At 38.8% G+C, this 14,459-nt stretch carries 15 protein-coding genes; 11 read left to right on the top strand and 4 right to left on the bottom strand.

What is annotated here, in order from left to right:
• Positions 1 to 7: 7 nt before the first annotated feature.
• From ACJJVU_RS00545 to ACJJVU_RS00525, 5 genes are read left to right on the top strand one after another with little or no spacing between them, the layout of a single operon-like run.
• The gene (locus ACJJVU_RS00545; protein ID WP_013750386.1) at positions 8 to 625 is read left to right on the top strand and encodes a DUF4230 domain-containing protein; all 618 of its coding nucleotides are present in this window, start codon (positions 8 to 10) and stop codon (positions 623 to 625) included.
• Positions 625 to 1,113, top strand: coding sequence for an AAA family ATPase (locus ACJJVU_RS00540; protein WP_405221094.1), 489 nt, complete (start codon positions 625 to 627; stop codon positions 1,111 to 1,113). The genes ACJJVU_RS00545 and ACJJVU_RS00540 overlap by 1 nt, the downstream gene beginning before the upstream one ends.
• Positions 1,110 to 1,466, top strand: coding sequence for an MmcQ/YjbR family DNA-binding protein (locus ACJJVU_RS00535; protein ID WP_405221091.1), 357 nt, complete (start codon positions 1,110 to 1,112; stop codon positions 1,464 to 1,466). The genes ACJJVU_RS00540 and ACJJVU_RS00535 overlap by 4 nt, the downstream gene beginning before the upstream one ends.
• Before the next feature lies 1 nt (position 1,467).
• Complete coding sequence (locus ACJJVU_RS00530) at positions 1,468 to 3,240, top strand: MutS-related protein (RefSeq protein WP_405221088.1); 1,773 nt, start codon at positions 1,468 to 1,470, stop codon at positions 3,238 to 3,240.
• Between the two features lie 19 nt (positions 3,241 to 3,259).
• Positions 3,260 to 4,261 (top strand): metal-dependent hydrolase, encoded by a 1,002-nt coding sequence (locus ACJJVU_RS00525; protein WP_405221085.1) that lies wholly within the window; start codon positions 3,260 to 3,262, stop codon positions 4,259 to 4,261.
• Here the strand turns inward: ACJJVU_RS00525 and ACJJVU_RS00520 are convergent.
• From ACJJVU_RS00520 to ACJJVU_RS00505, 4 genes are all read right to left on the bottom strand, one after another.
• A complete protein-coding gene (locus ACJJVU_RS00520) occupies positions 4,258 to 4,677 on the bottom strand; it encodes a response regulator (RefSeq protein WP_298322666.1) in 420 nt (139 codons plus the stop codon). The genes ACJJVU_RS00525 and ACJJVU_RS00520 overlap by 4 nt on opposite strands.
• Positions 4,678 to 4,681: 4 nt before the next feature.
• Entirely contained in the window at positions 4,682 to 6,094 is a 1,413-nt protein-coding gene (locus tag ACJJVU_RS00515; RefSeq protein ID WP_405221081.1) for an ATP-binding protein, read from the bottom strand.
• 3 nt (positions 6,095 to 6,097) lie between these two features.
• Positions 6,098 to 6,646 (bottom strand): response regulator, encoded by a 549-nt coding sequence (locus ACJJVU_RS00510; protein ID WP_013750379.1) that lies wholly within the window; start codon positions 6,644 to 6,646, stop codon positions 6,098 to 6,100.
• Positions 6,647 to 6,745: 99 nt separating this feature from the next.
• A complete protein-coding gene (locus tag ACJJVU_RS00505; protein ID WP_405221078.1) occupies positions 6,746 to 7,579 on the bottom strand; it encodes an AraC family transcriptional regulator in 834 nt (277 codons plus the stop codon).
• A 133-nt stretch (positions 7,580 to 7,712) separates the two neighbouring features.
• Here ACJJVU_RS00505 and ACJJVU_RS00500 point away from each other — a divergent pair, with 133 nt between their 5' ends.
• Genes ACJJVU_RS00500 through ACJJVU_RS00475 form a run of 6 tightly spaced genes read left to right on the top strand, consistent with a single transcriptional unit; the run spans position 7,713 to position 14,391 of the window.
• Positions 7,713 to 8,627 carry a dihydrodipicolinate synthase family protein gene (locus tag ACJJVU_RS00500; protein WP_405221075.1) on the top strand — a complete coding sequence of 305 codons (915 nt, stop codon included), beginning with the start codon at positions 7,713 to 7,715 and terminating at the stop codon, positions 8,625 to 8,627.
• Positions 8,627 to 8,893, top strand: coding sequence for a DUF1272 domain-containing protein (locus ACJJVU_RS00495; RefSeq protein WP_405221073.1), 267 nt, complete (start codon positions 8,627 to 8,629; stop codon positions 8,891 to 8,893). The genes ACJJVU_RS00500 and ACJJVU_RS00495 overlap by 1 nt, the downstream gene beginning before the upstream one ends.
• Complete coding sequence (locus ACJJVU_RS00490; protein ID WP_405221070.1) at positions 8,890 to 10,386, top strand: aldehyde dehydrogenase (NADP(+)); 1,497 nt, start codon at positions 8,890 to 8,892, stop codon at positions 10,384 to 10,386. Before ACJJVU_RS00495 ends, ACJJVU_RS00490 begins: the two co-directional genes overlap by 4 nt.
• 6 nt (positions 10,387 to 10,392) lie before the next feature.
• Entirely contained in the window at positions 10,393 to 12,105 is a 1,713-nt protein-coding gene (locus tag ACJJVU_RS00485; protein ID WP_405221067.1) for a DUF885 domain-containing protein, read from the top strand.
• A gap of 12 nt (positions 12,106 to 12,117) precedes the next feature.
• Entirely contained in the window at positions 12,118 to 13,122 is a 1,005-nt protein-coding gene (locus ACJJVU_RS00480; RefSeq protein WP_405221064.1) for a 4-hydroxyproline epimerase, read from the top strand.
• A gap of 21 nt (positions 13,123 to 13,143) precedes the next feature.
• Positions 13,144 to 14,391: an NAD(P)/FAD-dependent oxidoreductase gene (locus ACJJVU_RS00475; RefSeq protein WP_405221061.1), complete on the top strand. Its 1,248-nt coding sequence runs from the start codon at positions 13,144 to 13,146 to the stop codon at positions 14,389 to 14,391.
• The last annotated feature ends 68 nt before the right edge of the window (positions 14,392 to 14,459 follow it).

Here is a 14,459-nt window from a genome sequence, read left to right as displayed (position 1 = left end):
TTACTTTATGGAATTAGTATTTATAGGGCTCGCCGTAGGAGCGATACTCTCTTATTTTGTATTTAACTTTATATCTGGAAAATCTAAAACGCCAGATGCTCAAGCACAATCTGTTGTGCTTATGGAGCGTATAAGAACGGTGTGTAAATTTATCACCGTAGAGGGTGACTTTGCAGAGATATATCACTACGAAAGTTTAAAAAATAAATGGATGAACCTGCTCTTAGGTTCAAAAAAGGCTATTGTCCTCATAGATGCAAAAGCACACATAGGTTTTGACCTCACTAAGATTAAAATGGAGGCAGATGATAAGAATAGAACCATAAAACTATTTGATTTCCCAGAGCCAGAACTACTATCTGTAGAGACAGATTTTAAATATTATGATAAGAAAGAAGGCTGGGCAAATCCATTTACAAGCACAGATCTTACAGAGATAAACAGAGAGGCAAAGCAACACATACGCGATAAAATTCCACAGAGCGGACTCTTTGAGGAAGCAAAAACACAGGCGCTAGAAACAGTACAGTTAATGCAAAAACTTGTAGAAACCATAGGCTGGAAACTAGACTACTCATCACTTGAAATACCTGCGAGTAAGGAGCCTAAGAAAATTGAATCTTAGTGATATATCTCATTACTGGAAATACAGGAGCTGGAAAAACTACGTATTCATTAGATCTTAAGAAAAGCGTTAATGGTATCTTATTTTCCATTGATCATTGGAATAAGACACTATTTCTAGATGATAAACAAGAGACAGACGGAGTTGATTGGTTTTTAGAACGCATAGCGCGTAGCGACCAGATGATTCAATCACTAGTATTACAGCTTGAAGAGGCTGATACTCCCACAATTTTAGATTTGGGTTTTGCAAAGCGAGATAGAAGAGAACATTTTTACGCTTTCGCGAAAGCGCACCAAATACCTTACGAGCTACACTTTTTAGATATTGATAAAGAATTGAGGAAAGAAAGAGTACAAGAGCGCAATAAAGAGCAAGGAGCCACCTACGAATTTGACGTTTCGGCGGAAGATTTTGAATTTATGGAAATCTGGTTTGAACCGCCTGTAGAAGATGAACTCATAGAAGCAACAATAATTACCAAGTGAATATAGAAGCGTTTAGAACATATTGCCTTGATAAAAAAGGAGTGACGGAGGAGTTTCCTTTTGATGCAGACACCCTAGTTTTTAAAGTGATGGGTAAAATGTTTACACTTTGCTCTTTGAAACGAATTCCACTTTCGGCAAATTTAAAATGTGATCCAGATCGTGCTGTCGTTTTAAGAGAAGAACATGATGGAGCTATTATTCCTGGATGGCATATGAATAAAACTCACTGGAATACCTGTGTTCTGGAAGAGTTGCCACCACAATTACTAGCAGAGCTTATTGACCATTCTTACAATCTGGTCGTATCAAAAATGACAAAAAAACAACAAGCCGAACTTGCGGCTCTATAATATGACAGCACCTACAGCCTTCTACGAAGGACAAATCAAAACATATCAGAAAGAATTATCTGAGATTAAAAGGAAACTCAATATCTCAAGTACCATAAGACTTGTAGTGTTTTTGGCTACAGGAGCGAGTGTGTACTTCACTTTAGGTAACACGCAATTACTTATGGGATGTATAATCGCAGGTATAATAGCTTTTTTATTACTCGTGAGTCGCCACAGCCAGTTACAGCACAAGCGTGATCTTACTAAAGCGCTTCTAGAGCGTAATGAGACAGAATTAAAAGTACTAAACAGGGATTTTTATGACCTGCCAGATGGAAGTGAGTTTCATAATCCAGAGCATGTATTTAGCCAAGATATAGACCTTTTTGGGCGTGGCTCTTTCTTTCAGTACTTCAATAGGACAGCCCTTGATAGTGGTTCTTCAAAGCTTGCTTCCATGCTTCTTTCAAACGATATTGAAGCAATATCACAAAAGCAAGAAGCTGTAAAAGAGTTAGGCGAGCTGCCAGAGTGGAGACAACTATTTAGTGCGATAGCATCATTGGTCACCACAGACATTTCTGCAGATAGTGTGCTCGTGTGGTTAAAAGAGTACACCTCCTTTGTGCCTAAGCACATGAAACTTATTTCACGCATATTTTCTGCAATCTCATTACTTACGCTTGGAGCTTATTTTATAGGATTTATTGCTGGATGGTGGGTGTTTGTAGTGTTTGGGATAGGTTTGTTAATAAGCGGCAGGTTCTTTGGCAGAATCAATATGCTCTCTGCACATACGGGGAAAATTCAAACCACATTTACACAATATGCGAGCTTATTATCTAGAATAGAAGAGCAAGAATTTGCGAGTGATCTGCTAGTAATTAAGCGTAAAATGGTCATTACGTCAGAGCAATCAAGTTCGTCCATTTTAAGAGCTTTTTCAAAACATCTAGACGCACTTGATCAACGTAATAATTTTATAATTGGACTCATATCTAATGGATTTTTTCTGAGAGATTTAAGTATTGTACACAACATTGAAGGATGGATTGCAACACATCGCGATGCCGTAGAAGATTGGTTTGAAGTAATCGCCTTTTTTGATGCTTATAATAGTTTAGGTAATTATGCTTTTAATCATCAAGCTCATGTATTTCCTGAGATTACAGAAACTGGAACTACACTAGTTACTACAGGAGCAGCGCATCCTCTTCTTGATCCTACAACTGCTGTGCGCAATGATATCACTATAAAAAACGATGAGTTCTTTATCATCACAGGAGCAAATATGGCTGGTAAAAGTACCTTCTTAAGAACGGTGGCTTTACAGATTGTGATGGGTAACGTAGGCTTGCCCATATTTGCAACGAGCGCTTCATATACGCCTATAAAGTTAATTACTAGTATGCGCACCACAGATAGTCTTACAGATGATGAGAGTTACTTCTTTAGCGAACTCAAACGTCTTAAGTTTATTGTAGATCAGATAGAAACAGATCGTTACTTTATTATCCTAGATGAAATTTTAAAAGGAACTAACAGTACGGATAAGGCAGAGGGTTCTCGTAAGTTTATAGATAAGCTTGTAGGTGCAGGAGCGACTGGTATTATAGCTACACACGATTTAAGTTTATGTGAGGCTGCAAATGATCTCAAGGAGGTGAAGAACTATTACTTTGACGCACAAATTATAAACGACGAATTGTTCTTTGATTACACCTTTAAAGAAGGTATTTGCCAGAATATGAATGCTAGTTTCTTATTGAAGAAAATGGGCATTGTATCATAGCATTATTTAATAAGATAGTATGGATAGTTTAACTCAGATAGTTCTTGGTGCCGCAGTAGGCGAGGCAGTACTTGGCAAAAAGATAGGTAATAGAGCAATGATCTGGGGAGCGGTAGCGGGTACGATACCAGATCTTGACATTGTGTGGAGATATCTTACAGATACTATCACAGCGACCGAGATGCACCGTGGTTTTAGCCACAGTATCGTGTTTTCTATACTCGCAGCTCCATTGCTTGGATGGCTTGTCCATCAGCTTAAGAAACGACCAGATGTAGGGTGGCAAGGATGGTCAAAGCTATTTTTCTGGGGTCTTTTTACACATCCATTGCTAGATGCATTTACTACATGGGGAACGCAAATATTTTGGCCATTTAATTGGAGAGTTGCTTTTAATAGCATCTTTGTTATAGATCCATTATACACTGTTCCTTTCTTAATATGTGTCCTTATAGCAGCTACTAAAAAACGTGGTTCGCTTTCGCGAAAGCGTACTAACAACCTTGGCATTTACATGAGTACTGCATATTTATTACTCACAGTCGTGATAAAATATGTAGCGCATCAAAAGGTGGTTGAAAATCTTGAACAGCAGGACATAGCATATACTCAAATATCAACGCGTCCAGCCCCTATGAATACTGTGTTGTGGAATATAAATGTTGATGCAGGCGAAAATTATCTTATAGGTGATTACTCTTTCTTTGATTCCAAGCCAATTGCTTTTAAGGCATATCCCAAAAAGCGCTCAGAAAGTGAAGCGCTTGTCAATACGTCACAAGTACAACGACTCATTACCATTTCTGAAGGTTGGTATATTCTTGAGAAAATTCAAGATGAGTGGATCTATAATGATCTCCGTTTTGGACTTATCGCTATAGATCCAGATAATCCTCAGTTTGTTTTTAGATACAAGCTAGAGGAAAATAACGGGACAATCACAGCTACAGAAGACCGCCCAGATACGTCAAATATGAATGCTGTATTAGGTAATCTATGGACGAGAATTAAAGGGAATTAATCGTCAAAACGTCCAGGGAATTGCTCTTTTAGAATTTTAAAAAGATTTTCTTGAGTAAGCGGTTTGTTGTCAAAATGCTGCAATAGGTCATACTTTTCGGCCTTCTTTTTATCTACTGGAGATGTAGAGGTCGTAAGCATCGCAATCACCACTCCTGCTTTTTGCACATCTTCTAATTCTTCATAATGCTCTAAAAACTCAAATCCATCCATGCCTGGCATGTTGATGTCTAAGAAAATTAGGTCAGGGCGTGGATAATCTTCATCAATAAGAGTTTTAAGGTAGGTAAGTCCTTCTTCTCCAGAATACTTGATGGTTACTCTAGCGGTAACCTTAGCCTTTTTGATTACTCGTGAGTGTACAAAATTATCAGACTCAGAATCATCTATAAGTAATATCTCTCTTAGTGGTTGCATGCTATTATTTTTTTAAAGTGAATGTGAATGTGCTGCCTTCACCTACGGTAGATGCAACACTTATTTTTCCCTTGTGTAATTCTACAATTTTTTGACAGAAGGCAAGACCTATGCCTGTCCCTTCATATTCCTTTGCACTGTGAAGGCGTGTAAACATATTGAATACCTTATCTAAGTGCTCTTTCTTAATGCCTAATCCGTTATCAGAAACTTTAAACGTGTAGTAAAGTCTCGAGTCGCTTACACTTATATGGATCTTTGGAGCTCGTTCCGGCGGAGTGAATTTGATGGCATTTGTAATTAAGTTTACAAAAAGTTGTCGTAGTTCTACTGGATAGCCAGATACGGTAGGGAGTGTATCGTTAGTAATAACCGCTTCACTCTCTTCTATGCGTGTGCTTAGATCTACGTTAATCTCGTTTAAAAGTTTATTGAGGTCAATTTTTGAGCGAGTGCCAGACCTGCCTAGTCTACTGTAATTAAGTAAGCCGGTAATGAGGCTCTTCATACGTGCCGTAGCGCCTTTTATAAAGTCAAAATAAGTTGCAGCCTCGCCGTCTAATTTGTCTCCATAATCTTCTTCAAAAAGTGCAATGAAGTTATCTACGGTACGCAGAGGTTCTTGCAAATCGTGAGAAGCTATGTAGGCAAATTGATTAAGCTGCTTGTTTTTGTCCTCCATCTGGTGAATGAGATCTTCATTCATTTCCATTTGCGCTTCCTTAAGAGCAATTTCTTGATCTCGTGAGTGAACTAACTCGGTAAGGGCATCATTGTTTTCGGCAAGCTTTGTAAATAGCGGAATAAGCCTTTTTCTTACGGCGTAAACATTAAATAGCATTAATAGCAGCGCTATAGATAATGCTATAAGACTTAAAATATAAATGGTATCATATGTAGATTTACGCTCAAGAAGCAATGCATTTTCCTCAATAAGCATGATGTCTCTCATGTTATCAATAGCGTCTATAAGGCGCAAGGTTTCTGTTCTTCCGGTGCGTTTTCTATTTTCTTCTGGAGTACGGAGCACATAATTCTCCATATTATTATCCATGCCCAGTATGCGCTCATTTACTAGCGCCTCAAATTTTCTTAAGTTTTCTTGTTGAGAAGGATTTTCAAGCGTTTTTATTTCGAGTTGATCTATCTCACCTCTCAATTTTGCTATTTGAACCTTGTAGTCAATGCGATACTCAGGGTCTTTACTTATTAAATACCCTCGCAGCATACTCTCAGCTTTCAATAATGTCTCAGATACATTGTGTATTTGAGTGGTTGTTTCATTTGTATGAACAATCCATTTTTGAGAATACTGTGACGCGAGATATAAGAGCGTAACTAAAACAATTACAGCAAGTGTCGAAAAAAAACTTAAGTAAAGTGACCTGACTATATTTTTAGATTCGGTAGTATCCATAGATTATTTTATGGATAAAAATTTGAGAACTTTGTCTTTAAGTGATTCTATTGCTTCCTTGTGCTCGTAAGCTTCAAAGTCATGATGACGCAAGTAATCTGTAAGCTCGCGCTCTCTAGCATCTTTTTCACGTTGTCTTTCTAAACGTGTGATAAGCTCCTGCTTTTCTGAAATAAATTTCTCAAAAAGCGGTTGTAGTTTTTGTTGTAAATTTTGAAGGTTTTCTTTCAAGAAAAATCCAGAAGCCCCTTGTAAGATAAGCTCTGCTGCTTTCTCTTCATTGTTGAGGTTTCCTGTAATAATAATTACTGGGATCTCACTATTAAATTCCTTGACTTGTTTAATTACGTCAAACCCAGTAAATCCTTCAAGGTTGAAGTCACTTACTACGATATCTGGTAAAAACTGTTTGAGAGCCACAGCGAGTGAAAGCTCTTTGTCTGAAATGCTGATCTCAACATTGTTACAAAAGCGTTTAATCTGTTTTTGTACGAGAAAAGCATCAGATACTAGGTCTTCTACAATAAGTATGCGTAGTGGAGTATCAATCATTTTTGGTTAGTCTAGGTTGTTTATGTAAAGATATGAGATATTATATCGTAGCTTTCTTAACATTTTTATAAAAATCTAAGAAAAGAAACACTTAAATAATTACGTCCTATCCTTATCTCTATAGGCGCTTGGAGTGATTTTCATCAATTTCTTAAAATTTTTATTAAAATGCGATAGGGTCTTATAACCGCAGCGATCTGCAACATCTGCTATAGAAATTTCTTGTTGAGCTTCTAGTAAGGAGCAGGCATGTGCAATGCGAACTTCAGTAAGAAAACTAAAATATGACTTGTTTGTGCGCTGTTTAAAGTACTTGCAAAAGCTATGAGGCGTCATAGATGTGAGTGATGCGAGATCATTTAAATGCACCTCTTGCTTGTAGTTTGCTAGTGTAAAGTCAAAGATTGCACTCATGCGTTTTCCATCTTTTTCAGAAATATGACGTTCATAGATAAACGTCGAGAGCGAGATGCTTTTCTTGATTTTCAAGACAGTAATTAGGTCTATAAAATGCCCTAGTCTATGCATTCCTTGAGCCGTGTTTATATGTTGGAACAAAGAGTCAATTTCAGGAGTTACGGATGTTTTAAATCCCGCTTTCGCGAAAGCGTTAAAATCAGCAATACCTTTTCCTTCTTCTAGTTGTAAAAACGTATCGCCAAAAGATGCTGCACTAAAGAACACAGAATACATCAAGCAATCTGCGGTGTCACTATTAAATACATGGGGCTGAAAGCTACCTAAAACAATTACCTCTCCAGCCGAAAATGAATGAACAGTATCTCCTGCCACTAGAGTTCCCGTTCCTTTCTTAATGTAGCTTATTTGGATTTCCTCATGATGATGGAGTGCATTGTATAATACACCTTGATCTACTTGAAATAGAATAGCAGCATTGCTAGGCTTCGGAATTTTAAAAGGAAGTACACGCATATATAAAGGTACTTTTTTGTTTTAATTAATTAGCAAGTCACATTAATTTGGATAATATACTATTATTTATGGATAAAACAGTATTTAATCTTAAGCTTATGGCGCCATTATCTTTGACCAAAATAACATCATTATGAGCATAGAATGGAAAGGTGTCATGCCTGCGGTAACGACAAAATTCACAAAAAAAGACGAGCTAGATCTTGACATGTTTGCTGTAAACATCAAAGCCCAACTTGATGCGGGAGTTCATGGTATTGTACTAGGCGGAACACTTGGGGAGGCGAGCACTCTGGAAGACCATGAAAAGCGCACACTTACTACGGAGACGGTAAAACTTGTAAAAGGTAGTGTACCCGTCATGATAAACATCGCCGAGCAATCTACAAAAGGCGCCATAGCTGCTGCACACAAAGCCGAAGAAGACGGAGCAAGTGGTCTTATGATGCTTCCTCCTATGCGATATAATGCAGGAGACGCAGAGGTGGTTACTTATTTTCAAGACGTTGCAAGTAGTACTAGCTTACCTATTATGATTTACAATAACCCTATAGATTATAAAATAGAGGTCACGCTCAACATGTTTGAGTCCTTGTTAAAACAGGATAATATTCAAGCTGTAAAAGAAAGTACTCGTGACATTTCTAATGTAACACGCATTAAAAATAACTTTGGAGATAGGCTTAAAATAATGACTGGTGTTGATACACTAGCGCTAGAGTCATTGTTGATGGGAGCAGATGGCTGGGTCGCAGGTTTAGTATGTGCTTTTCCAGCAGAGACTGTGGCTATTTATGAATTACAAAAGGCTGGTAGAATTAAAGAAGCAATTGAGATTTATCGCTGGTTCTTACCACTACTAGAATTAGATATAAATCCTAAACTGGTACAAAACATAAAACTTGCAGAAGTCCACACTGGGATAGGAACAGAGAATGTGCGTAAACCTAGGTTGCCACTTTCTGGTGATGAGAGAGAACATGTCTTACAAATAATTAAAAGTGGACTGGCTAGCAGACCTAGTTTACCTGCCTATAAAAACTTATAATGTTACAGATAAGACCATCATGTGAACATTGCAATAAGCAATTGCCGTATAATGCTAGTGATGCAATGATATGCACTTTTGAATGTACCTTTTGCAAAGAATGTGTAGATGATATATTATTACAAGTATGTCCTAACTGCGGAGGTGGTTTTGAGAAAAGACCAATACGACCAGAGCATCTATTACAAAAGTATCCGGCATCTACAATTACAGTGCATAAACCAGTAAACGTAGTATTGCACCAGCAAAAAATTAAAGCATTATGATTACAGGAGAGAATCAAATAGGTTTTACACAGAGTGCTAAGGGCGCCGTTACCTATAAAACTATAAATCCTCAATTAAATAAGGAAAATCCAACCGTATTTTACGAGGCTACTCAACAAGAAATAGACACAGCTTGCGCGCTTGCTCACAACGCTTTTCATCCCTACAGTCAAATAAAAGGAAGTAAACGCGCAAGCTTTTTAAATACTATTGCAAACGAGATAGAGGCTCTTGGCTCAGATCTTACAGATATGTATACGCAAGAAAGCGGTCTGCCAGAAGGTAGGGCACAAGGAGAGCTAGGCAGAACCTTAGGGCAGCTTAGAATGTTTGCAGAGCTAGTGTCACAAGACAAGTGGCGTAATCCTATAGGAGTTGGTAACACCAGCGGACTTAAAAAAGCATTGATTGCTATAGGGCCTGTAGTTGTTTTTGGGGCAAGTAATTTTCCGCTGGCTTTTTCTACGGCTGGTGGTGATACCTCTAGTGCGCTTGCAGCCGGTTGTCCTGTTATTGTAAAGTCACATCCTATGCATTCAGGTACGGGAGAGATGGTGACAACAGCAATTATAAAAGCTGCACAAAAAACAGGAATGCCAGAGGGTGTTTTTTCTAATCTTAATAGTGCAGGTATTGATGTAGGAGAGCAACTCGTAAAACACACGGTAATAAAAGCCGTTGGATTTACGGGTAGTCATACTGGTGGTCGTGCACTGTATAATCTCGCTGCACAAAGAGATACTCCTATTCCAGTTTTTGCAGAGATGGGAAGTATAAATCCTGTGATTATAACGCAGGAGGCTTTAAGTAATAGAGGCTCTCAAATAGCCGAAACATATGCAGGTTCCATAACCCAAGGTGTTGGTCAGTTTTGTACAAACCCTGGACTTATTATTACAATCGCGAGTGATGAAGCTCAGGCTTTTGTTAAAGATCTAGCAAATAATCTGAGCAAGGTAGAGGAAGGGTGTATGTTGCATCCACGTATAAAGGCTGGATATAGTAGCGGAGAGAAAGAAATGGCAAAAGTACCTGAAGTTAATTTTGTGATGAGTACAGATAGCAGTAAAGAAAACCATGCAGCTCCCACACTGGCGGTAGTAAATGGAGTAGATTTTATAAAAAATTCTCAGTTGCACAAAGAAGTTTTTGGTCCCTTTTCTATGGTTGTGCTTGCAAAAGATGAAGCAGAACAGTTAGCGATTATAAAAAATCTAGAAGGGCAGCTTACGGCAACTCTTATCGCTCAAGATGAAGAGGTTGCCACATTACAAGATATTACACTAGCTTTACAAGACAAGGTAGGTCGCATCATTTATAACGGAGTTCCCACAGGAGTTGCGGTAGAAGATGGTATGACACACGGAGGACCATATCCAGCAAGTACAGATAGTCGCTTTACGGCGGTAGGAAATCATAGTATTTTGCGTTGGGTAAGACCTTTTAGTTTTCAAGACTTTCCTTCGGCGCTGTTGCCAGATTATCTAAAATAATATCTTATGAAGCATATAATTATACTGCTCGTTTTTTGTATTTCAATGAATGTTTGCGCTCAGAATTCTTTGGCGCAGCTTGCAAAAATTATAGAAGATAGTCAGGAGTTCAAGTGGCAAGATGATTTAGCAGATGAACATCCCATGGGTGTGTTTTCAAAAGAACGGTTTGAAAAGGAGTCCGCTTTCGCGAAAGCGCAACTTAAAAAACTACAGGCTATATCACCATCAACTTTGTCTGAGACAGAACGTATATCTCTAGAACTCTTGAAGTTTAAACTTCAGGAAACGGTAGATTATTACGAATACGAAAGTTATCTAAACCCGCTGTTATCAGACTCGGGTTTCCACAGTAGTTGGAATTATATGGTGCGTCCCATAAGTACGTATAAGCAAGCTGTTTCATACCTCAATAAGCTGAAAGCGTTACCAGAAGTAGTAGATCAATATTTGCCATTGTTGAGAGAAGGAGTAGCAAAAGGTGTCTCACAGCCGCGCGTAATATTTAATGGATATGAGAGTACGTATGATTCACAAATTGTATCTGACTATGAGGATAGCTTCTATTATGAACCATTCTTAAAATTACCAAGCTCAATATCGGGCGCGCAAAGAGATTCGCTATTGGTAGCTGCTAGAAGCGCAATAGAACAACAGGTTGTTCCATCTTTTAAGCGTGTAAAAATATTTTTTGAAACAGAATATCTTCCCAAAACACGAACTACACTAGGTATTTCTGAAACACCTAATGGAAAAGCATATTATCAAAACCGTATAAATTATTATACAACCCTAGATATCACTGCAGATGAGGTGCACAACAAGGGACTCGCTGAGGTTGCTCGCATTAAAGCCGAAATGGAGAAAATTATTGAGGAAGTAAACTTCGGAGGTTCTTTTGCAGACTTTTTACAATTTTTGCGCACAGATAAACAGTTTTACGCCACTTCTCCAGAGGAACTACTTATGATTGCTCGTGACATGGCAAAAAGAGCAGATGCACAATTACCACGGTTTTTTAAAACCTTACCTCGCAAACCATACGGAGTGGCGCCAGTACCAGACGCAATTGCTCCTAAGTATACAACAGGGCGATATGTAGGTAGTGCAAAAGGAAGCACAAATCCTGGATATTACTGGGTAAACACTTATGATTTACCTAGTCGTCCGGTGTATGTGCTGCCATCACTTACAGTTCATGAGGCCGTTCCTGGGCATCACTTACAAGGATCGCTTAATCAAGAGCTGGGCGATAGCATCCCAACATTTAGAAAAAACATGTATGTAAATGCATACGGTGAGGGATGGGGATTGTACTGCGAATACCTCGCTGCCGAAATGGGAATGTATACAACACCGTATGAGCGTTTTGGACAATTGACTTATGAGATGTGGCGTGCTTGCAGACTTGTAGTAGATACAGGATTACACGCAAAAGGCTGGACAAGGGAGCAAGTGGTAGATTATATGTCTGAAAACACGGCACTTTCCATACATGAAATTAATACCGAGACAGATAGATATATCTCATGGCCGGGACAAGCGCTTGCCTATAAAATGGGCGAACTCAAAATAAGAGAATTGAGAACACTAGCAGAAAAGGAGCTAGGTGCTAAGTTTGACATTAGAGAGTTTCATGAGATAATCTTAGAGCAGGGAACGGTGACACTCGCTATACTTGATAGACGAGTGAAACACTGGATTGAAAAAAATAGTTAGCACCTATTTAATATGAAACACACTTTTACTTGTATAGACGCACACACCTGCGGAAATCCCGTAAGACTCGTCGCTCATGGTGGGCCAGATCTAAAGGGAGCAACTATGAGCGAGAAGCGACAGCATTTTCTTAAAGAGTATGACTGGATACGCAAAGGATTGATGTTTGAACCACGCGGTCATGATATGATGAGCGGGAGCATATTGTTTCCTCCGCATGATCCTGAAAATGATTTCTCTATTCTTTTTATAGAGACTTCAGGATGTTTGCCTATGTGTGGTCACGGAACTATCGGGACGATAACAATTGCAATAGAAGAAGGGATCATCACACCTAGAGTGCCTGGTATTATTAAAATGGAAGCCCCAGCAGGATTAGTTGAAATTGAATACCAACAAACTGGTGATAAAGTAGAATGGGTACGTCTCACTAATGTAGCCTCTTTTCTAGCTGCCGAAAATCTAACCGTCGATTGCCCAGATCTCGGCGAAATTTCGTTTGACGTTGCTTATGGAGGGAATTACTACGCAATTGTAGATTCACAAAAGAATTTTGCTGGCGTACACGAGTTTACGGCTGGTCAGATTATACAAATGAGTCAAGTAGTGCGTGAGCGTATTAATGAGAAATATCCTAATCAGTTTATCCATCCAGAAAATGAGACCATAAGAGATGTCACTCATATGTTATGGACGGGTAACCCTATAAATGCAACATCAGATGGGCGTAATGCTGTTTTCTATGGAGATAAAGCAATTGATCGGAGCCCTTGCGGTACGGGAACTTCGGCTCGTCTCGCACAATTATATGCAAAAGGGAAATTAAAAGTAGGAGAGCCTTTTGTCCACGAGAGTTTTATAGGTTCAAAATTTATAGGTCGTGTAACAAAAGAAACATTGACAGGTACTCAACAGGCCATTATACCTAGCATACAAGGATGGGCAAGAATATATGGACATAATACCATTACCATAGATGAGGAAGATCCTTATGCATTCGGGTTTTCTGTAATATAGCATTGGGTAAAAGAAGTATTTATGTCAAAAGAAATTATCATCATAGGTGGAGGGATTATAGGATTAAGTTGTGCATACTTTCTACAAAAGTCTGGACATCAAGTCACGGTAATAGATCAATCTAAAATGGATGGCGGCGCGAGTTATGTAAATGCTGGGTATATGTCTCCTAGTCATCTCGTACCACTGGCAGCTCCTGGAGTCATGAGGCAAGGAATAAAGTGGATGTTTAATAAAAAGAGTCCGCTGTATATTAAGCCACGTCTTGATACAGATTTCTTAAAATGGTCGCTAGCTTTTAATAGGTCGTGTACTCAGAAACATGTAAATAGCGCTGTTCCCGTAATGAAAGAAATTGCGGTGCTGGGCCGTGATTTATATCATCAGATCAAGCAAGAAGAAGGATTTTCTTTTCACTTAGAAAAAAAAGGATTGCTTATGCTTTGCCAGACAGAAGCAACACTTCATCACGAGGACCAACTTGTACAAATTGCAATAAAAGAAGGGCTAAGTGCAAGAACCATTACTGCGCAAGATGTTAAGAGGATGATACCAGATGCTACGCTTGATATCGTGGGCGCCTCGTATTTTGAGTGTGATCATCACAGCACTCCTGGCGAATTCATGGCAGAAATGAAAGCGCATCTTTTATCAAAAGGTGTTGTCATTCGACAAGAGGAGAAAGTGATTGATTTAGAAGTCAATAATGGTAAAATCACCAGTGTAAAGACGGATAAAGAAGTTCTTAAAACAGATGAGGTTGTGATGGCAGCTGGAAGTTGGACAAGTACGCTTTCGCGAAAGCTAAACATCAACCTACTCCTTCAGGCTGGAAAAGGATATCGTGTCCAAACCACCAAAGAAACAGGAATTACCTATCCATCTATACTTGCAGAAGCAAAAGTGGCAATAACTCCAATGAATGGATTTACCCGTTTTGCGGGAACGATGGAGATCGCTGGAATCAATCATACAATAAATAAGGCTCGAGTAGACTCTATTGCAGATGGTGTCAATAAGTATTTTCCAGAAGTGCATATTACAGCAGAAGAAAAAGCTGGTGCTGCCTGTGGCTTGCGACCAGTATCTGCAGATGGAATTCCATATATAGGTAAAAGCTCAAAATGTAAAAACCTCACTATTGCAACCGGTCATGCAATGATGGGGTGGACGTTAGGACCTAGTACAGGTAAACTAGTGCAAGAAATTATAGATGAGGTAACACCTAGTATGGATATGACTATGTTTCATCCAGATAGAACTTTCTAAATTCCATTTTTACAACACGGTAAAAATCCCCTATATTTACGCTCATGAACGCACAAGGCTGGATAAAC

Origin of the sequence: Dokdonia sp. Asnod1-B02 (genome assembly GCF_045063955.1) — a bacterium.
GTDB lineage: Bacteria > Bacteroidota > Bacteroidia > Flavobacteriales > Flavobacteriaceae > Dokdonia.
This window is presented reverse-complemented; position numbering and strand designations above follow the sequence as displayed.